This is a genomic window from Rhizobium sp. SG2393, assembly GCF_042610495.1.
Classification (GTDB): Bacteria; Pseudomonadota; Alphaproteobacteria; order Rhizobiales; family Rhizobiaceae; genus RU20A.
Map to the genome: position 1 here is coordinate 65,091 of NZ_JBHGAP010000001.1, position 19,754 is coordinate 84,844.

A 19,754-nucleotide genomic window follows, 5' to 3' on the forward strand; every position below is an offset into this window, starting at 1 on the left:
AAGCTATTGTTAAGACCTTGACCCCTGGAGGGCGTTTTTGTGTCGTTTGGGCAACAGACCGATCAGAAGGGGGAGTGAAAGGAAGGGAACAATCAAGTTGGTGATTGCGTGACCGGCGGCGTCTTGTATTTTCAACTTCGGAAGCGAGGGCGGTTGATCGTCCGACTTCTTAAACGTTGGGGATGGGGCAGGGAACGCTGTCCTTCAGCAAGATACCCAGACCCGTTTGAAACTTTGACTGGAGGTCAGAAATGAACATCAAGAGCCTTCTTCTCGGCTCCGCTGCAGCTCTCGCAGCAGTTTCCGGCGCTCAGGCTGCCGACGCCATCGTCGCTGCTGAGCCGGAACCCGTAGAATACGTTCGCGTTTGCGACGCCTTCGGCACCGGCTACTTCTACATCCCGGGCACCGAAACCTGCCTCAAGATCGGCGGCTTCATCCGCGTTCAGACGAACTTCGCTCCGAACGCTTCGGGTACGTCTGACTGGGATTCCTTCTCCCGCGCCTACATCTCGTTCGACGCCAAGTCTGACACCGAGTACGGCACGCTGACCGGCTTCTTCGCCGCTGAATTCAACGCCGACAACGACAGCGCCGTTGGCGACTCGCTCATCGACGTTGATGAAGCCTACATCCAGATCGGTGGCCTGAAGACCGGTTTCTTCTACAGCTGGTGGGATAAGGGCATCAACGGCGAAACCGACTCGCTGTCGACCAACTCCGAGTTCAACTCGATCGCCTACATCTACGACGGCGGTTCCTTCCAGGCCGGCGTTTCGGTTGACGAACTCGAAGCTGCAACGACCCGTCCGAACGGCATCGGCGTTGCCGGTATCGTTTCCGCCTCGCTCGGCGGCGTATCCTTCGACCTGCTCGGCGGCTACGACACCGAAACCGAAGAAGGCGCTGTCCGCGCTCTGCTCTCGGCTGACGTTGCTTCCTTCGGCACCTTCCAGCTCGCTGGTATCTACGCTTCCGGCGTAAACGCCTACTACTCTGACGCCGAATGGACCGTTGCCGGCTCGTTCGCCATCAAGGCAACCGACAAGCTCACGATCACCCCGGCTGCTCAGTACTGGAGCGACGTTGCTTTCGTGAACAATGTTGACCAGTGGCGCGCTGGCGTGACCGTTGGTTACCAGATCACGGACGGCCTGAAGACCCTCGCAACCGTCAACTACACGGACAACGACCGTACGGGCGACGTAACGACCGGCTTCATCCGCCTGCAGCGTGACTTCTAATCTGATCTGACATACGTCAGTGAAGAGAGAACCCGGCTCATCGAGCCGGGTTCTTTGCGTTTGACGATGCCCGGCGCAGCACCTCGAGCGGTCTCGCGCCCGGACTGCGTCAGAACAACAAGATGGGCCTATCAGAATTGATCCGGTTTGGGCTGGGTGTGCTCAAGGTCAGGCGTCAGGCGCCGCCCACGCGCATGCCGCGGACAGGCCCCGGTCTCGCCGCGAGGAACAAAAAGCGCCGTCCCCGCCGACCGTCCGATGCGGAGGGCGTCAATCGATTGCGTTCGTGGCCAGGAAGCTGAGGATTGCCGAGGCGGCGGGTTCAGTGTGGAGGAGGGGCACATGCCCCTGGCCGGGAACCGTCACGAGCCTGGCCCGTCCTTCGCCGCGGCGGACCATTTCGCTCGCCGTTTCCTCAGAGAGAATGTCGGACAGGGCGCCGCGAACGACGAGGACGGGTTTCCGGGCCAGCGCCTCATAGTTGGGCCAGGCGCTCGGCAGCACGGTCTCAGCCGTCAGCGTCGCAAAGGGTGCCATGATCGCCGGATCGAAGTCGGGGACCACCACGCCGTCCTGTTCCGTATGGATGGCCCGTGCCATCTCCGCCCAGTCAGCCTCTGAAAGGCCTGGAAACTGCCTGCCGTAGCGGACCCGCAAGGCCTCTGCCGCCGCCGCGAAGTCGATGAAAGTGCGCCCCGGTTTCAACGCATCCCGGATCGCCAGCAAGCCGCCGGTCTCGATCACGGGGCCGATATCGTTTAGAACGCAGGCGGCGATCGTGTCCGGGGCCTGGCTGGCGAGCAGATGCAGGAGGATGCCACCGCGCGACGTGCCGATGAAGACCGCCCGCCGCAGCGAAAGAACCTCCATCAGCCTCACGAGATCGGCCAGTTCCTGACCGACCGTATAGTGGGTGGGATCAGGGTCCCGCGCGGAGCGGCCCCGGCCGCGGCTGTCGGGCAGGATTACACGTCGTGCGCCCTTCGGTGCCGTGGCAATCATCCGCGCAATGCCGTCAAAGTCTCGTCCGTTCCGGCTCAGTCCCGGCAGGCAGATGACGGGGCAGAGCGTCGTTTCGGCGGCCGGCCGGATGTCGCGGGCGTAAAGCGCAAGACCGTCGTTTGCGGCAAACAGGATGTCCTCTCCGCGCAGAGCCTGCCCCTGATCCATGCTTTATGCCTCCCGCTTTGCCTTGCGATCGCGATACCGCCTCGTGCCGGCGGCGGGGGAGGGCAGCAACTGTCAGCGACCGTGTCTGAGGTCTGCGACAATGTCCACGGGCTGGCCGAGACGTGCCTTGTAGACCTGATAATTCTCCATCACGCGCTGAACATAGCCGCGTGTTTCGCCAAAGGGAATGCGCTCGATCCAGTCGACGACTTCGTCGATCGGTCGGCCCCGCGGATCGCCATAGCGGTTGATCCACTCGGGAACGCGGCGTGGCCCGGCATTATAGGCAATGAAGGTCAGAATGTAGGAGCCGCCAAAGTCTGCGATCTGCTCGCCGAGATAATGCGCCCCGAGCGTCGCGTTGTAACCGGCATCGCTTGTCAGCTTGTCAGCGGAATAGGCGAGCCCGATCCGGCTCGCCACGCCGCGCGCCGTGCCGGGAAGGATCTGCAGGAGCCCGCGCGCATCGGCGCGGGAAATGGCGCTCGGATCGAACGCGCTTTCCTGCCGCGCGATCGCGTAGGCGAGCGCCTTGCCGGCAGCGGAAATATTGGCTGTCGGTGGAATGACGCCGACCGGAAAGGCCAAGGCCGCGACATCGATGCCGCGCCCATAGGCGAGCTTGCCGATCTGCAGCGACAGCGAATGGCCGCGCGCCTTCTCCGCCCGGGTCGCGAGGATCGCGAGTTCGCCGGGACTGTCGATCTGGGTCGCAAGCGCCCGGTAGAGCGCGTCCGCCCGCCAGGCATGGCCGGCTGCTTCCAGCCGGTCGATGGCGCGCACGGCTTCGCGGCTTGAAAATCGCGCGCGGTCGGCATCGGTCGGCCGGGGATAGGCGACGTTCAGTTGCTTCTGCCCGATACGTGCGGCCGCCAGTTGGCCGTAGAAGGTTGTGGGATGGGCAGCCGCCTTGCGGAAATAGGCCTGCGCATCGCCGGGGCCGCCGGCCTCGGCCGCCCGGCCCAGCCAGTAATTGGCGCGCGCAATGGAGATCGGCTGGCTCGCTTGCGATAGCATCGCCTGAAAATGCCGCGCCGCCGTCTTGCCATCCTTCAGGCCACGCAGCGCATACCAGCCGGCATGGAACTCGGCATCGATCACGTCGGTCGATTTGAGTGCCACGTGGCGTGCCGCCACCTTGTAGGCCGCAGCGAAATCGCCGGCATCCATCAGCCCGCGGCTGACGATCCGCTGTTCGTTCCACCATTCGCCGGGATTGACGAGCCCGTCGCGGCCGGACGGCAGTGTCGCAAGAAGCCTGGCCGCGCCCTCGTAATCCTCCTTCTTGCGCAGGTTCTCGATACGCACGAAAAGGTAGGCCGGCGATGTCTTCCAGGAGGCATCGACAGCCGCGATCAACTGGTCGGCATTGGCCGCCTTGCGGATGACCGCTGCCCACGCCTTGTAAAGCGACTGCGCTTGGCCGAGTTCGGAGAAGCGCTTTGCCTGATCGGCGCGGCCGCGATAGAGCAGCATTTCCATCCGCCGGCGGTGATCGTCGGGCTTCAGAAGACCGCCAAATTCACCAAGAATCGCGTCTTCCTGATCTTTCGCCAGTCCCTCGTCATGCCAGAGGTCTGCAATCAGGCGCGCTGCCTCCGCGGTCTTGCCGAGTGCCATATCGGCGCGCGCGAGCGCGATAGTGCCCTCCGTGGTTTCCGGCCGTGATGTGCCGAAAGCGGCCACCACATCCTGCGGCGCGGCCTTCTCGACGAGCAATGCCTTTTCCGAGAGAGCCCTGAGGCCCTGGAGGCCAGGCCAGCCGGAAAGCTCGCGCTGTGCGCTCGCGATGAACTGCGACGGCACGCCCTTCTGGCCGGACATGGCAATCGCCCAGGTCAGAATATGCCGGTCAAGCCCGTCCGGCAGGCCGTCTCGCACAGCGATTGCATCGAGCGGCTTGCGGTTCGACAGCGCATCGAGGCCGGACTTGAGAAGGATCGCCGTCGGGCTCGGCGGTGCGGGGCTGATCTGAAGGCCGGCACCTGGCTGCGGCTGGTTGCGCGGAATGGAGCCGGTGATGTCGCCGGGTTCTCCCGTTGCGAACGCCGTCGCGCCGGGACGGAGCTTCGGCACCGGCACGAGCGCGTTCGGCTCGATCGCGTGCACCGGCGCAGCCGTTCCCAGCGCCAGCGTCAGACAAAGAAATGTCAGCCCCGTTTTCGTCATCGTCCTTCCACGTCCGTCCGTCTCAAGGACTTTCGCCGTTGCGTTCTACGATCAATTTACCGCCCGGAAAGCTTAACCAAGTCTTAAATTCCGGCTTCACGACCCCGTCATTTCCGCGGCATCGGAAAGCAGGGTAAACGCGGTCCGGTTCCGTCACTCCGCGCTTGCTGCCACTGGCCCATATGATTATTGTGCGCCGGATTTTCTACGTTTGGAATAAGGCCAAAGCGGGTCACGGTCTGCTTTCCGGCCGCTTCAGGAGTGACGCATGTTCAAGGGGTCGATTCCCGCTCTCGTAACGCCCTTCACCGAAACGGGTGCGGTGGATGTCGATGCCTTCGTAGCCCATGTGGAATGGCAGATCGGCGAGGGCAGCCACGGCCTCGTGCCGGTCGGCACGACGGGAGAGTCTCCCACCTTGTCGCATGAAGAGCACAAGCAGGTCGTTGAGCTCTGCATCCGTGCGGCTGCCGGCCGGGTTCCCGTCATTGCCGGGGCCGGCTCGAACAACACGATCGAGGCAATCGAGCTTGCCCGCCATGCCGAAAAGGCCGGTGCCAACGCCATCCTCGTCGTCACGCCCTATTACAACAAGCCGACGCAGAAGGGCCTGTTTGCCCATTATTCGGCGATTGCCCAGGCGGTGACGCTGCCGATCATCATCTACAATATTCCCGGCCGCTCGGTCGTGGATATGAGCGTGGACACCATGGCGGCGCTTGCAAAGGCCCATTCCAACATCGTTGGCGTCAAGGATGCCACCGGCAAGATCGAGCGTGTCTCCGAACAGCGAGGCGCCTGCGGCCCCGATTTCGTCCAGCTCTCGGGCGAGGATGCGACCGCGCTCGGCTTCAACGCCCATGGCGGCGTCGGCTGCATTTCGGTCACGGCCAATGTCGCGCCGCGGCTCTGTGCCGAGTTCCAGGAAGCGACCCTTGCCGGTGATTTCGCCAAGGCGCTCAGCCTGCAGGACACGTTGATGCCGCTTCACAAGGCCATCTTCCTTGAACCCGGGCTGTGCGGGGCCAAATATGCTCTGAACCGCCTCGGCCGGATGAGCCGCACAGTCCGCTCGCCACTTCTGCCGACGCTTGAATCTTCCACGGAAGCCGCGCTCGACGCTGCGCTCCGTCACGCCGGATTGTTGAACTGATGGCACCCAAAGGCAGCGAACGCACGATCAAGAAGATTGTCGCGGAAAACCGCAAGGCCCGCTTCAATTATGAGATCGTCGATACCTACGAGGCCGGTCTCGTCCTGACCGGCACGGAGGTCAAGTCGCTGCGTGACGGCAAGGCCAATATCGCCGAATCCTATGCTTCCGACGAGGGGGAGGAGATCTGGCTGATCAACTCCCATCTGCCGGAATATCTCCAGGCCAACCGCTTCAATCACGAGCCGCGCCGCCGTCGCAAGCTGTTGTTGTCCAAGCGCGAGATCAACCGCCTGCGTGCCTCGATCAATCGCGAGGGCATGACGCTCGTGCCGCTGAAGATCTACTTCAACGACAAGGGGCGGGCAAAGCTGGAGCTGGCGCTCGCCAAGGGCAAGAAGCTGCACGACAAGCGCGAGTCGGAAAAAGAGCGCGACTGGAACCGCCAGAAGGGCCGCCTGCTGCGCGAGCGCGGCTGACCCTTTCACGGATATCGTCTGCCAATTTGAAAGGCTGAAGGCGCGGGTGTGGCGAGCGTCGTCGCCAGGCCGTGGCGCGCTGCAGAACGGCCACACCGCCGGCGCATGCGTGCACCCGTCAAACGTGGCGGGGCAGGGCGATAGTCTGAATCAGACCGGATCCTGATGGGCGGTCTCATGAAGGACGCGCGCAGGCCGCTCGGTGGCGTCGCGGCCGATTTCCGCCTTCAGCGTGATCAGATCGATGAAATGGTCGGACTGGCGGCGCAGATCATCGGCAATCATCGGCGGCTGGGTCGACATGGTCGAAACGACGGAGACCTTGCGACCACGGCGCTGAAGAGCTTCCACAAGCGTGGTAAAATCGCCATCGCCGGAAAAGATGACGAGGTGATCGACCGTCTCTGACTGCTCCATCGCATCGATGGCGAGTTCGATATCCATGTTGCCCTTCACCTTGCGGCGGCCGAGCGAGTCCGTGAACTCCTTGGCGGGCTTCGTCACGACCTTGTAGCCGTTATAGTCGAGCCAGTCGATCAGCGGGCGGATCGAGGAATATTCCTGATCCTCGATCAGCGCCGTGTAATAATAGGCGCGCAGCAGATAACCGCGCTTCTGGAAGGCCTTCAGCAGCTTGCGATAGTCGATGTCGAACCCGAGGCTCTTGGACGCGGCGTAGAGATTCGCCCCGTCAATAAACAATGCAATCTTTTCGCGGGGATCGAACATCCGTCTTCCTGTCGTCTGCCTATGGCTCCTGAAGCCGGAGCCTGTAATAAATTGAAACACCCAAAATATGTCATTTTCGAAAAGTGCTTTCCCGTCATTGACTACACCATTTGCGGGCACCTTGCACAGGCGCATTCATCATATTTCCCGACCCCATTCTTTGGATGTTGCGACTGGATGAGGCCGGATGGCGACTGACAGAGCGCTTTCGACCGCAAAACGGCTGGAAGAAAAACTTGATATCCACCGTTTTTGCCTGTATCGCCCTGATCAATCATTCGCGACCGGAGCAGACAAGCCGCGTGCCTGCCTGCGGCCGGTCGCGCAGTCGTTTCCGATCTGGTGGCGCCAGAGGCGTTGCCCGGAGTTAGATAAGGACGTTTCATGGCCCGCGTTACCGTCGAAGATTGCATCGACAAGGTCGACAACCGTTTCGAGCTCGTGCTGCTCGCCAGCCACCGCGCCCGTCAGATCTCGCAGGGCTCGCCGATCACCATCGACCGCGATAACGACAAGAACCCCGTCGTGGCGCTCCGTGAAATCGCCGACGAGACGCTGTCGCCCGACGACCTCAAGGAAGACCTGATCCACTCGCTGCAGAAGCACGTGGAAGTGGACGAGCCCGAGCCCGATCCGTCGTCGCTGATCGCTGCGGCCTCCGCCGTTGCCGAAGGCGCCGAAGACGACGACCAGCCGGAAGCCATGACCTTCGACCGCATGTCGGAAGAAGAGCTTCTTGCCGGCATCGAAGGTCTCGTTCCGCCGGAAAAGAGCGACGACTACTGATCTGGAGCCGGGGCCGCACGAGAGGCGGCCGGGCGTGACAGTGCATTGATCGGGCGCGCCAATCCCTGCCGGGGCTGGCGCGCTTTGTTTTTGTCGTCTTCGCCGCTTGCACTGGCGGCGGGCATGGCCAAAATGAACCAAAGAGATGAGAGGCCTGCGTCGCGGATGTGGCGTTTGCCGAAGGAGTCCCCCGCGGATGATGCGTCAGTACGAGCTCGTTGAGCGCGTTCAAAAATACAAGCCCGATGTCAACGAGGCTTTGCTCAACAAGGCCTATGTCTATGCCATGCAGAAGCATGGGCAGCAGAAGCGGGCGAGCGGCGATCCCTACATCTCCCATCCGCTGGAAGTGGCCGCGATCCTCACCGAGATGCATCTCGACGAGTCGACCATCGCGGTCGCCCTTCTCCACGACACGATCGAGGACACGACCGCGACGCGTGCCGAGATCGACGAACTCTTCGGCGAGGATATCGGTGCGCTGGTCGAAGGTCTCACCAAGATCAAGAAGCTCGATCTCGTGACCAAGAAGGCGAAGCAGGCCGAGAACCTGCGCAAGCTCCTGCTCGCCATTTCCGACGACGTGCGCGTGCTGCTCGTCAAGCTTGCCGACCGCCTGCACAACATGCGCACGCTCGACCATATGTCGCCGGAAAAGCGCGCCCGCATCTCCGAGGAGACGATGGAGATCTATGCGCCGCTCGCCGGCCGCATGGGCATGCAGGACATGCGCGAGGAGCTGGAAAACCTCTCCTTCCGCCACATCAACCCCGAAGCCTTCGAGACCGTGACAAAGCGTCTCGACGAACTCTCCGAGCGCAACCAGGGTCTCATCAAGAAGATCGAGGACGAACTGCGCGAACTGCTGCGCGCCGAAGGACTGGTGACGGCGCAGGTCAAGGGCCGGCAGAAGAAGCCCTATTCCGTTTTCCGCAAGATGCAGTCGAAGTCGCTTTCCTTCGAGCAGCTTTCCGACGTCTGGGGCTTCCGCATCCTCGTTGATGACGTCCCGTCCTGCTATCGCGCACTCGGCATCGTCCACACCCGCTGGCGCGTGGTGCCCGGCCGCTTCAAGGACTATATCTCCACGCCGAAACAGAACGACTACCAGTCGATCCACACCACCATCGTCGGCCCCTCGCGCCAGCGCATCGAGCTGCAGATCCGCTCGCGCTACATGCACGAGATCGCCGAATACGGCATCGCCGCCCACACGCTCTACAAGGACGGCGAGAACAAGACGGTGGACGAGACCGGACGCGCCAAGCCGCAGTCGAACGCCTTCTCCTGGCTGCGCCGCACCATCGAGGCGCTGGCCGAAGGCGACAATCCGGAGGAGTTCCTGGAGCACACCAAGCTCGAACTCTTCCAGGATCAGGTCTTCTGCTTCACGCCGAAGGGCCAGCTGATCGCGCTGCCGCGCGGCGCGACCCCGATCGACTTTGCCTATGCGGTCCACACCAATATCGGCGACACCTGCGTCGGCGCCAAGATCAACGGCCGCATCATGCCGCTCGTCACCCGCCTCAACAATGGTGACGAAGTCGAGATCATCCGCTCCGGCATTCAGGTGCCGCCCGCCGCCTGGGAGGAGATCGTCGTCACCGGCAAGGCGCGCGCGGCCATCCGCCGCGCCACGCGTGCCGCCATCCGCAAGCAGTATTCCGGCCTCGGACACCGCATTCTGGAGCGCACCTTCGAACGCTCCGGCAAGACTTTCTCGCGCGAGGCGCTGAAGCCCGTCCTGCACCGCCTCGGCCAGAAGGATACGGAAGACGCGATCGCCGCCGTCGGGCGCGGCGAACTCTCCTCGCTGGATGTTCTGCGCGCCATGTTCCCCGATCACCAGGACGAGCGCGTCACCGTCAAGCGCACCAATACGGAAGGCTGGTTCAACATGCCGAGCGCGGCCGGCATTGCCTTCAAGCTGCCGGACCAGGCCAAGGACGGCACGGGCCCCAGCGCCTTGCCGATCCGCGGCCTTTCCGGCAATGCCGAGGTCACCTTCTCGCCAAGTGGTGCGGTGCCGGGCGACCGTATCGTCGGCATTATGGAAGAGGGCAAGGGCATCACCATCTACCCCATCCAGTCCCCGAGCCTGCAAACCTTCGAGGATGAGCCGGAGCGCTGGATCGACATGCGCTGGGATCTGGACGAGGCCAACAACACCCGCTTCATGGCCCGTGTTGCCGTCTCTGCCTTGAACGAGCCCGGCAGTCTCGCCGAGATCGCCCAGGCGATCGCCACCAGCGACGTCAATATCCGCTCGCTGTCCATGGGCCGCGTCGCGGCCGATTTCAGCGAGATGCAGTTCGATCTGGAGGTCTGGGATTTGCGCCAGCTCAGCCACCTCATCACCCAGTTGCGCGAACTTCCAGCGATCTCCGGGGTCAAGCGCGTCTTTTCGTGATGCGGCAGCACGCTGCCGGTTCCCGCGGGAACAGGCAGCGCCGGCGCCCGGTGGCACAGCTTGGGCGAGGGGATGACGGGCGGTAGGGTCGCTGTTCGCCATTCCGGCTTGCACGCGGTGCGCTCGGCAGGGAAGGGACAACAATGGGATCTGAAACGCCAATCGCCAAAAGGGCTGGCCCGGTGCGGGCATCTGCCCGGCTGTCCGGCACTTTGATTGCCCTCGGCGCCGCGCTGGTTGCCGCCGCCGTCGCGCCCGCCATGGCGGCCGATGGCGACGAGACCTTCCTGTTCGGCGCGCCGCTCGCCCCCGGTCGTCTCGCCGCCACCTGTTTCGAGCGCCGCTATGACGAGGCGCATCTCTCCGCCCATCCCCGCCAGAATGTCACCGCCGTCATCATCCTCGCCACGCGCGACGAATGGCAGGACGCCCCCGTGATTCTCGATCTCTCCCTGACCTTCCGCAAGACATCCGAGCCGGTGCGACTGTCCGGCGCCTGCAGTGCGGTCGACGGCAAGGCCGATCGCCTTTCCTGCGGCATCGAATGCGATGGCGGCAGCTTCGCCTTGGAACGCGATGCGGCCGGACGCCTCTATTTCGTGCCGGGGCGCGATCTTGCGCTGTGCGGAGGAGAAGAAGAGCCGTCGCCCGGCGCGCGCATGGGTGCCGATGACAGGCGTTTCCGGCTCGAGCCGGTTCCGGCCGCATCCTGCGCCGGCATCGCGGCCGGCGACGACATGCGCTTCAAACTGACCCGCAGCCCACCCGCACCCTGATCGCGTCGGCGTCATTCCTTACCGAATTGCATAACTCTTGGGCAGAAGAGGGCAATTTGTTAAGGCGTCATGCGCAAGGCGCAGGGCTGGTTCCGCCAATCGGCGTTGGTGGAATCGATGCGATGCACCTATCTTCTGGCTCGGGAGGTAACCGAAAGAGGCTACCATGTTTGACCAGCTCAAGAAGATCCGCCGCGCTCTCCGCGTACCGTCGCCTGAAGAACGCGAACTTGCCTACCTGAACGGCGCCACCGACCGTATCGACCTGGAATACCGCCAGCGTCAGGTCGACCGCGGCATGTTCCGCCACACGTTCTGATCAGGACGGTCGCAAGCGGCAAGCCTGCCATGCGCTGTGTGCATGGCGGGAGATGAAAGACGAAATGTCCCGCCCGTTTCACCGGTGTGCCATGAGGGCACGGTATCGGCGGGCAGGTGAGGGGAACGCGACGACATCGAGCGCTCCGTCCCCATTGCAGAAATGGCGCGACACAAGGCGTGTGGCGCCCCAGGGCCTTGCAAATGTGCGCAGGCCCTAGCCAGTGCCCCGAAGCCGGCCTATGTCTGGCCTTCCGAAGCATCCTCCTCCCACATGCATTCGGCAGGCAAGATGAAAAGGCCCGGCGGGCAGGGGCAAGTTGCAGCATGATTATCGGCATCGGCAGCGATCTCATCGACATCAGGCGCGTCGAGAAGTCACTCGAACGCTTCGGCGAGCGCTTTACCCACCGATGCTTCACCGAGGTCGAAATCCGCAAATCCGAGGCGCGCAAGAACCGCGCTGCCTCCTACGCGAAGCGTTTCGCCGCCAAGGAAGCCTGTTCCAAGGCGCTCGGCACCGGCCTTTCGCAAGGCGTCTTCTGGCGCGACATGGGCGTCGTCAACCTGCCGGGCGGCAAGCCCACCATGGCGCTGACGGGTGGGGCGGCCGCGCGGCTTGCCGCAATGACGCCGGAAAATCATGTCAGCCGCATTCACCTGACCATCACCGACGACTTTCCGCTCGCGCAGGCCTTCGTGATTATTGAGGCGCTGCCCGTTGCTCCGGCCGAAGGAAGCGGTTAGAGCAAAATCCATCATTGGCGGACCGGCCGGCCTTGCCGCGCCCGTTCGCCTTCGGGTGTTTTTCGCCCTTTGAGATCACGAAGGAAACGACGCGCGTGACAGAGAAGACGCAAGCCAAGCAGAGCGGTCTGTGGGAAAATGTGAAGGTCATCGTGCAGGCGCTCCTGCTGGCGGTGGTGATCCGCACGCTGCTGTTCCAGCCTTTCACCATTCCCTCGGGCTCGATGATGCCGACGCTCCTGGTTGGCGACTACATCTTCGTCAACAAGTTCGCTTACGGCTACTCGAAGTACTCGCTGCCGTTCTCGCCCGACATCTTCTCCGGCCGCCTGTTCGGCTCGGACCCGAAGCGCGGCGACATCGTTGTCTTCCGTTTCCCGCCGAACCCCGACATCGACTACATCAAGCGCGTCGTCGGCCTGCCGGGCGATCGCGTGCAGGTGCGCGACAGCATTCTCTACATCAACGACCAGCCGGTTCCGCGCGTCGCCGACGGCGCCTTCCGCGCCGACGACCAATATGACACCGGCGCCGACGTGCCGGTCTACAAGGAGACCTTCGACACCGGCGTCTCCTTCGACACGCTCGACCAGTATCCCGACAGCCGCGGCGACAACACCCGCGAATTCCTCGTGCCGCCGGGCCATTACTTCATGATGGGCGACAACCGCGACAACTCCGCCGACAGCCGCTTCGACGTCGGCTTCGTGCCGGCCGAAAACCTGGTCGGCCGTGCCAGCCTGATCTTCTTCTCGCTGGGTGGCGGTACCTCGTTCCGCGAAATCTGGAAGTGGCCGGCGAACCTGCGTTACGACCGCATCTTCAAGGGCGTCGAATGAAGAAGCCGCGGCCGCCGATTGCGGAGGTTCGCGCCGCTGTCGAGGCGCTGGTCGGTTACGAATTCACCGACAAGGAGCGCCTCGACCGGGCGCTCACCCATTCCAGCGCCAAGCCCCAGAAGGGGTCGAACTACGAGCGCATGGAGTTTCTCGGCGACCGGGTGCTCGGCCTCGTGATCGCCGAACTCCTGTTCCGCAGCTACGGCCAGGCCCGCGAAGGCGAGCTTTCCGTCCGCTTCAACCAGCTGGTCAGCGCCGAAACCTGCGCCGAGGTCTCCGATGATCTCGGCCTGCACGCCTTCATCCGCACCGGCGCCGATGTGAAGAAGCTCACCGGCAAGGCGATGCTGAACGTGCGCGCCGACGTAGTGGAATCGTTGATCGCCGCCATCTACCTCGATGGCGGGCTGGAGGCTGCGCGGACATTCGTCCTCAAAATGTGGTCGGACAAGGCCCTGAAGGCCGGCAATGCCCGCCGCGACGCCAAGACCGAGCTGCAGGAGTGGACGCATGCGAAATTCGCGACCACGCCGCGCTACCGAATCGACGACCGCAGCGGCCCGGACCACGACCCCGTTTTCACCGTGACGGTCGAGGTCGATGGCATCGCGCCCGAAACCGGCACCGATCGCTCCCGCCGCGCCGCTGAGCAGCAGGCCGCGACGAAGCTTCTGGAGCGCGAAGGCGTCTGGAAGCCCGGCGCCTGAAAAGCCTTCAACGATTTGGCCACCTGCTGCCCGTCGCCGCAATGATGCGTGCGTCCGGCGCGCCGGCCTGATAAGATGGACCCCATGACCGAAAACACCGAAATCTCCGGCGCCAGCAATCCGCCGACCCGCTCTGGCTTCGTCGCGCTGATCGGCGCCACCAATGCCGGCAAATCCACCCTCGTCAACCATCTGGTCGGCGCCAAGGTCTCGATCGTCAGCCACAAGGTGCAGACGACCCGCGCCATCGTGCGCGGCATCGCGATCCACGACAACGCCCAGATCGTCTTCATGGACACGCCCGGCATTTTCAAGCCGCGCCGCCGCCTCGACCGCGCCATGGTCACCACCGCCTGGGGTGGCGCCAAGGATGCCGATGTCATCCTGCTTTTGATCGACAGCGAACGCGCCTTGACCGGCGATGTCCAGCAGATCCTCGAGGGTCTGAAGGAGGTCAAGCAGCCGAAGATCCTGGCGCTGAACAAGATCGACCGCGTGCGCCCCGAAGACCTGTTGAAGCTCGCCGCCGCCGCCAACGAGGCCGTCCCCTTCGAGCGCACCTTCATGATCTCGGCGACCACGGGCTCGGGCTGCAAGGACCTCATGGATTACCTCGCCGCCAAACTGCCGGAGGGCCCCTGGTACTACCCGGAAGACCAGATCTCCGATCTGCCCATGCGACAGCTCGCCGCCGAGATCACCCGCGAAAAACTGTTCCTGCGCCTCCACCAGGAGCTTCCCTATTCCTCCCACGTCGAGACGGAAAAGTGGGAAGAGCGCAAGGACGGCTCGGTGCGCATCGAGCAGGTCATCTATGTCGAGCGCGACAGCCAGAAGAAGATCGCCCTCGGCAAGAACGGCGAAGCGATCAAATCCATCTCCATGGCATCGCGCCGCGAAATCTCCGAGATCCTCGAACAACCCGTCCACCTCTTCCTCTTCGTGAAGGTCCGCGAAAATTGGGGCGACGACCCCGAACGCTTCCGCGAAATGGGGCTCGACTTCCCGACGGGGTGAGGGGCGTTGAGGGAGGATGCGATCGTCGCGTCCTCCGTTATCCCGCACCTGGTGCGGGATCCAGCCAGCTCGCGCCTGCGGGCTGAAAAGAGATGCTAGTTATGAAGACGAATCTACCGCGCGATAGACATCGCGCGCTGGATGCCGGATCGAGTCCGGCATGACGACAGGTCTTTGGTCGCCTCCCGCCACCGTCCGCTTTCCCTGAACGGTCTGTCGCTATCTCCCCGTCTTCCGTGAACAATCGTGCCATGCGACAAGCCATGCGAAGCCCCTGCGGGCGCCGTTTACGGGAGTAAATCCATGCCGCAACTGGTCGATGGGAAGTGGGAAAAGGGTGATGTCGCCGCAAGCGAGATGAAGGGCGGGGCCTTCCATCGTGAGCCCACGCGCTTTCGCGACTGGATCACGCCGGATGGCAGCGCCGGTCCCGATGGCGCGCGTGGCCTGCCGGCCGAGGCCGGGCGCTACAAGCTTTTCGTCTCCTACCTCTGTCCCTGGGCCTCGCGTACGCTGATGATGCGGGTGCTGAAAGGGCTGGAGGATGTCGTCGGCCTCTCCGTGTCGCTGCCGGAACTCGGCGAAAATGGCTGGGAATATGAAGAGCCCGTCGATGCCGGCCCGCGCGTCGGCAAGATCCGTTACCAGCACGAACTCTACACCGCCTCCGACGCCCGCTATACGGGCAAGGTCTCCGTGCCCGTGCTCTGGGACATGCAGGAGGGCCGCATCGTCAACAATGAGTCGGCCGATATCCTGCGCATCCTCAACACCGCCTTTGACGCCATCACCGGCAATCGCCGCGATCTCTACCCGGAAGCCCTGCGCGCAATCATCGATCGGTGGAACGCGCCCGTCTACGACAAGGTGAACAACGGCGTCTACCGCGCCGGCTTTGCCAAGACACAAGAGGCCTACGAGACCGCCGTCACCGATGTCTTTTCCATGCTCGACCAGCTGGAAGCGCATCTCTCCGCAAGCCGCTATCTCGCCGGCGACACCTTCACCGAGGCCGATATCCGTCTTTTCGTGACGCTGATCCGCTTCGATGCCGCCTATCACGGCGCCTTCAAGTGCAACATTCGCCGTCTCACCGATTATCCCGCGCTGTCCGGCTACCTGCAGGAGATCTACCAGTGGCCGGGCCTCTCGGCGACGGTGCGCATCGATCACATCAAGCGCGGCTATTATGGAATAGCCCATATCAACCCGACGCGGATCGTGCCACTCGGCCCTGAGCAGGATCTGGATGCGCCGCATGGCCGGGATGCGCTGCCGTCGCGCGGCATTTTCGAGCGTGCGGATTGATCGCCGCTTGCTGGCGATGGGAACTGCCCTACATTGGCGAACGTGTCCGACAGCCGCGATGATCATCGCTCGCGGCCGGACCGTCCATCCCTTCCGCCCGTCAGAGACAGGATCCCGCCATGTTTCAATGCACCGGTTACGCTGCCGAAGCGCCCGACAAGCCGCTCGCGCCCTTTACCTTCTCCCGTCGCGATCCCGGTCCGACCGATGTCGCGATCGAAATCCTCTATTGCGGCGTCTGCCATTCCGATCTGCACACGGTGCGCGGCGAATGGGAAGGCAGCCTTTACCCGTCGCTCCCCGGTCACGAAATCGTCGGCCGCGTGACGGCTGTCGGTGCTGAAGTCACCCGCTTCAAGGTTGGCGACATGGCCGCCGTCGGCTGCATGGTCGATAGCTGCCGGAACTGCGAAAGCTGCGGCGAGGGCCTGGAGCAGTATTGCGAAAACGGCTTCACCGGGACCTATAACAGCCCGGACACCATCTCCGGCGGCCACACCTATGGCGGCTATTCCAGCCACATCGTGGTGACCGAGCATTTCGTGCTGCACCTGCCGGAAAACCTCGATCCCGCCGCCGCCGCCCCGCTGCTGTGTGCCGGTGTCACCACCTGGTCGCCGCTGCGCCACTGGGGTGCCGGCCCCGGCAAGAGTGTCGGCGTCGTCGGCCTTGGCGGTCTTGGCCACATGGCGGTGAAGCTCGCCAAGGCGCTCGGCGCCCATGTCGTGCTCTTCACCACTTCCGCCTCCAAGGTGGAGGATGCCAAGCGTCTCGGTGCCGATGAAGTCGTGCTCTCCACCGATGCCGATGCCATGGGCAAGCGCTACGCCAGCCTGGACCTCATCATCGATGCCGTCGCCGCCCAGCACGACATCAATGCCTACCTCAACCTCCTGAAGCGCGATGCCACCCTCGTGCAGGTCGGCGCGCCGGAAAAGCCGCTGGCAACCGGCGTCTTCAACCTGATCTTCAAGCGCCGCAACTTCGCGGGCTCGCTGATTGGCGGCATCGCCGAAACCCAGGAAATGCTCGACTTCTGCGGCAAGAACAACATCACCGCCGACATCGAGATCATCCCGATCGACAAGATCGAGGAGGCCTATGCCCGCATGCTGAAGAGCGACATCAAGTACCGCTTCGTCATCGACATGGCGAGCCTGCCGAAGGCGGCGTGAGGCGGGGGTGAGTGTGCGAGGGGCGCCCCCCCCCCTGTCCTGCCGGGCATCTCCCCCGCAAGGGGAGATCCGCAGGTGGTGGGCTCCTCCTCCTATCGCCGACAATAGCGGTCTTCGCGACGCTCGCTTGTGGCAAGAAGCACGCTCCATCTAATCTCCCCCCCTTGCGGGGGAGATGTCCGGCAGGACAGAGGGGGGTATCCTCGCAGCATATCGCCGTGATGCGTTACACCCCGCCTGTGGATGCCGCCCCCGCCTCGCCTTGGCCATGATCGGCTGACCCTCTATGGTCCGCCCGACAAACGAGCCGAGGAAGACGACCATGAAGAGACCGCCCCTGCCGATCGCCGCCATCATTGCCGGCGAGATCAATGCCAGACCCCAGCAGGTCACGGCGGCCGTCGAGCTTCTGGATGGCGGGGCGACCGTGCCCTTCATCGCGCGCTACCGCAAGGAAGTTACGGAAGGGCTCGATGACACGCAACTGCGCACGCTCGCCGAACGCCTGACTTATCTGCGCGACCTCGAAGCTCGCCGCGCCGCGATCCTCGATTCGATCCGCGGGCAGGGCAAGCTGACGGACGAGCTGGAAGACAAGATTGCCGCCGTCACCACCAAGGCGGAGCTGGAAGACCTCTATCTGCCCTACAAGCCCAAGCGCCGCACCAAGGCCGAGATCGCTCGCGAACGGGGGCTCGGGCCGCTGGCCGAAGCGCTGCTCGCCGACCGCAGCCTCGTGCCGGCGACGAAGGCCGCCGACTTCATCACGGCCGAGGTGCCGGACGTGAAGGCAGCACTCGAAGGCGCCCGCGACATCGTCGCCGAGGGCATCGGAGAGAATGCCGACCTGCTCGGCCGCCTACGGGCCCATATGCGCGAGGTGGCGATGCTCCGCTCACGCGTTGTGGACGGCAAGAAGGAAGCGGGCGCCAAGTTCTCCGACTATTTCGACCACACCGAACGCTGGGCGACCACCGCCGGCCACCGCGCGCTTGCCATGCTGCGCGGCTGGAACGAGGAGGTGCTGAGCGTCGATATTACGGTGGACGAGGGCGATACGAGCCCTGTGAAGCCGGTCGAGCGCATCATCGCCGCAAGCCTCGCCATCGGCACCGGCCCGGCCGACAAGTGGCTGATGGAGGTCATCGGCTGGACCTGGCGCGTCAAGCTTTCCATGTCGCTCTCGCTCGACCTGATGCGCGAACTGCGCGAACGGGCGGAGGAGGAGGCGATCCGCGTTTTTGCCCGAAATCTCAAGGATCTGCTTCTGGCCGCTCCCGCCGGTTCCCGCCCCACCATGGGGCTCGATCCCGGCATCCGCACCGGCGTGAAGGTCGCCGTGGTCGATGGCACCGGCAAGTTGCTGGAAACCACCACCGTCTATCCCTTCCCGCCGAAGAACGACATTCGCGGCACCCAGGCCGAGCTTGCCAGCCTCATCCGCAAGCATGGGGTGGAACTCATCGCCATCGGCAACGGCACCGGCAGCCGCGAGACGGAAAAGCTGGTGGCTGACATGCTCGCTGCCTTCCCAGCGGCAAGCGCCAAGCCCACCAAGGTCATCGTCTCCGAAGCCGGCGCCTCCGTCTATTCCGCCTCGGAAACGGCGGCCGCCGAATTCCCGAACCTCGACGTGTCGCTGCGCGGTGCCGTCTCCATCGCGCGCCGCCTGCAGGATCCGCTGGCCGAACTCGTGAAGATCGAGCCCAAATCGATCGGGGTTGGCCAGTACCAGCACGATGTCGATCAGGGCAAGCTCGGCCGCTCGCTGGACGGCGTCGTGGAAGACGCGGTGAACGCCGTCGGCGTCGATCTCAATACGGCATCGGCCCCGCTGCTTTCCCGCGTCTCCGGCCTCGGCAAGACGACGGCCGAAGCCATTGTCGGCTACCGCGATACGAACGGCGCTTTCGCCAGCCGGCAGGAACTTCTCAAGGTGCCGCGCCTCGGCGCCCGCACCTTCGAGCAATGCGCCGGCTTCCTGCGCATCCCGAACGGCAAGGAGCCGCTCGATGCCTCCTCCGTCCACCCGGAAGCCTATGGCGTAGCGAAGAAGATCGTCGCCGCCTGTGGCCGGGATCTCCGCTCGCTCATGGGCGACACGGCGGCGCTGAAGAAGCTCGATCCGAAGCTTTTCGTGGACGACCGCTTCGGCCTGCCGACGGTGAAGGACATCCTGTCCGAACTCGAAAAGCCTGGCCGCGACCCGCGCCCGAGCTTCAAGACCGCGACCTTTGCCGACGGCGTGGATGATATCAAGGATCTCAAGGTCGGAATGCTGCTCGAAGGCACCGTCACCAACGTCGCCGCCTTCGGAGCCTTCGTCGATATCGGCGTCCACCAGGACGGCCTCGTCCACGTCTCCCAACTCGCCGATAGGTTCGTGAAGGATCCGCACGAGGTGGTGAAGGCCGGCGACGTCGTGAAGGTCCGCGTCACCGAAGTCGATGTCCCGCGCAAGCGCATCGGCCTTTCCATGCGCTCCAGCGCCTCCGCCGGCAACGATGCCCCGCCGTCGCGCGACAACCGCGAGCGCGATCGCCGCCCGTCGGGCCCCGCCAAGGCCAGCCCGCCGCCGGCGAAAGGTGGCAGCGCGGCAGGGCAGGGTGCGCTCGGCGCGGCGCTGATGGAAGCGTTGAAGCGGAAGTGAGAGGCGGGTGGGGGCAGTGATCGGGGCACCCCCCTCTGTCCTGCCGGACATCTCCCCCGCAAGGGGGGAGATCGTGT

General features: G+C 64.0%; 17 protein-coding genes. 14 read left to right on the plus strand and 3 right to left on the minus strand.

Features of this window, described 5'->3' with window-relative positions; all coding sequences use genetic code 11:
* The first annotated feature begins 251 nt into the window (after positions 1–251).
* Complete coding sequence (locus ACED18_RS00330) at positions 252–1,244, plus strand: porin (RefSeq protein WP_377287902.1); 993 nt, start codon at positions 252–254, stop codon at positions 1,242–1,244.
* Positions 1,245–1,514: 270 nt separating this feature from the next.
* Here the strand turns inward: ACED18_RS00330 and ACED18_RS00335 are convergent, their stop codons facing one another.
* Positions 1,515–2,414, minus strand: a complete 900-nt coding sequence (locus ACED18_RS00335) for an alpha/beta fold hydrolase (protein WP_377287904.1) — start codon at positions 2,412–2,414, stop codon at positions 1,515–1,517.
* Positions 2,415–2,486: 72 nt separating this feature from the next.
* The gene (locus tag ACED18_RS00340; RefSeq protein ID WP_377287906.1) at positions 2,487–4,583 is read right to left on the minus strand and encodes a transglycosylase SLT domain-containing protein; all 2,097 of its coding nucleotides are present in this window, start codon (positions 4,581–4,583) and stop codon (positions 2,487–2,489) included.
* Positions 4,584–4,851: 268 nt separating this feature from the next.
* Between ACED18_RS00340 and dapA the strand changes: the two genes are divergently transcribed.
* Both dapA and smpB read left to right on the plus strand, forming a co-directional pair.
* Complete coding sequence (gene dapA, locus ACED18_RS00345) at positions 4,852–5,736, plus strand: 4-hydroxy-tetrahydrodipicolinate synthase (protein ID WP_377287908.1); 885 nt, start codon at positions 4,852–4,854, stop codon at positions 5,734–5,736.
* Positions 5,736–6,215, plus strand: a complete 480-nt coding sequence (gene smpB / locus ACED18_RS00350) for an SsrA-binding protein SmpB (RefSeq protein ID WP_377287910.1) — start codon at positions 5,736–5,738, stop codon at positions 6,213–6,215. Before dapA ends, smpB begins: the two co-directional genes overlap by 1 nt.
* A gap of 150 nt (positions 6,216–6,365) precedes the next feature.
* Here the strand turns inward: smpB and ACED18_RS00355 are convergent, their stop codons facing one another.
* Positions 6,366–6,944, minus strand: coding sequence for an NYN domain-containing protein (locus ACED18_RS00355; protein WP_377287912.1), 579 nt, complete (start codon positions 6,942–6,944; stop codon positions 6,366–6,368).
* A gap of 384 nt (positions 6,945–7,328) precedes the next feature.
* Here ACED18_RS00355 and rpoZ point away from each other — a divergent pair, with 384 nt between their 5' ends.
* The 11 genes from rpoZ to ACED18_RS00410 all read left to right on the plus strand — a co-directional run bounded on the left by rpoZ (position 7,329) and on the right by ACED18_RS00410 (position 19,677).
* Positions 7,329–7,730, plus strand: a complete 402-nt coding sequence (gene rpoZ, locus ACED18_RS00360) for a DNA-directed RNA polymerase subunit omega (RefSeq protein WP_377287914.1) — start codon at positions 7,329–7,331, stop codon at positions 7,728–7,730.
* A gap of 196 nt (positions 7,731–7,926) precedes the next feature.
* A complete protein-coding gene (locus ACED18_RS00365; protein WP_377287916.1) occupies positions 7,927–10,140 on the plus strand; it encodes a RelA/SpoT family protein in 2,214 nt (737 codons plus the stop codon).
* Positions 10,141–10,322: 182 nt separating this feature from the next.
* Complete coding sequence (locus ACED18_RS00370; protein ID WP_377287918.1) at positions 10,323–10,916, plus strand: hypothetical protein; 594 nt, start codon at positions 10,323–10,325, stop codon at positions 10,914–10,916.
* A gap of 166 nt (positions 10,917–11,082) precedes the next feature.
* On the plus strand, positions 11,083–11,235 hold the full coding sequence (locus ACED18_RS00375; RefSeq protein WP_149736559.1) for a DUF3563 family protein: 153 nt from the start codon (positions 11,083–11,085) through the stop codon (positions 11,233–11,235).
* Between the two features lie 326 nt (positions 11,236–11,561).
* Entirely contained in the window at positions 11,562–11,981 is a 420-nt protein-coding gene (gene acpS / locus ACED18_RS00380) for a holo-ACP synthase (RefSeq protein WP_377287921.1), read from the plus strand.
* A 95-nt stretch (positions 11,982–12,076) separates the two neighbouring features.
* Positions 12,077–12,820 (plus strand): signal peptidase I, encoded by a 744-nt coding sequence (lepB, locus tag ACED18_RS00385; RefSeq protein WP_377287923.1) that lies wholly within the window; start codon positions 12,077–12,079, stop codon positions 12,818–12,820.
* Positions 12,817–13,527 carry a ribonuclease III gene (gene rnc, locus ACED18_RS00390; protein WP_377287925.1) on the plus strand — a complete coding sequence of 237 codons (711 nt, stop codon included), beginning with the start codon at positions 12,817–12,819 and terminating at the stop codon, positions 13,525–13,527. Before lepB ends, rnc begins: the two co-directional genes overlap by 4 nt.
* A gap of 75 nt (positions 13,528–13,602) precedes the next feature.
* Positions 13,603–14,544, plus strand: coding sequence for a GTPase Era (gene era / locus ACED18_RS00395; RefSeq protein WP_377287927.1), 942 nt, complete (start codon positions 13,603–13,605; stop codon positions 14,542–14,544).
* Positions 14,545–14,847: 303 nt separating this feature from the next.
* The gene (locus ACED18_RS00400; protein WP_377287929.1) at positions 14,848–15,852 is read left to right on the plus strand and encodes a glutathione S-transferase family protein; all 1,005 of its coding nucleotides are present in this window, start codon (positions 14,848–14,850) and stop codon (positions 15,850–15,852) included.
* 119 nt (positions 15,853–15,971) lie between these two features.
* A complete protein-coding gene (locus ACED18_RS00405; protein ID WP_377287931.1) occupies positions 15,972–17,027 on the plus strand; it encodes an NAD(P)-dependent alcohol dehydrogenase in 1,056 nt (351 codons plus the stop codon).
* Positions 17,028–17,349: 322 nt separating this feature from the next.
* Entirely contained in the window at positions 17,350–19,677 is a 2,328-nt protein-coding gene (locus tag ACED18_RS00410; RefSeq protein WP_377287933.1) for a Tex family protein, read from the plus strand.
* The last annotated feature ends 77 nt before the right edge of the window (positions 19,678–19,754 follow it).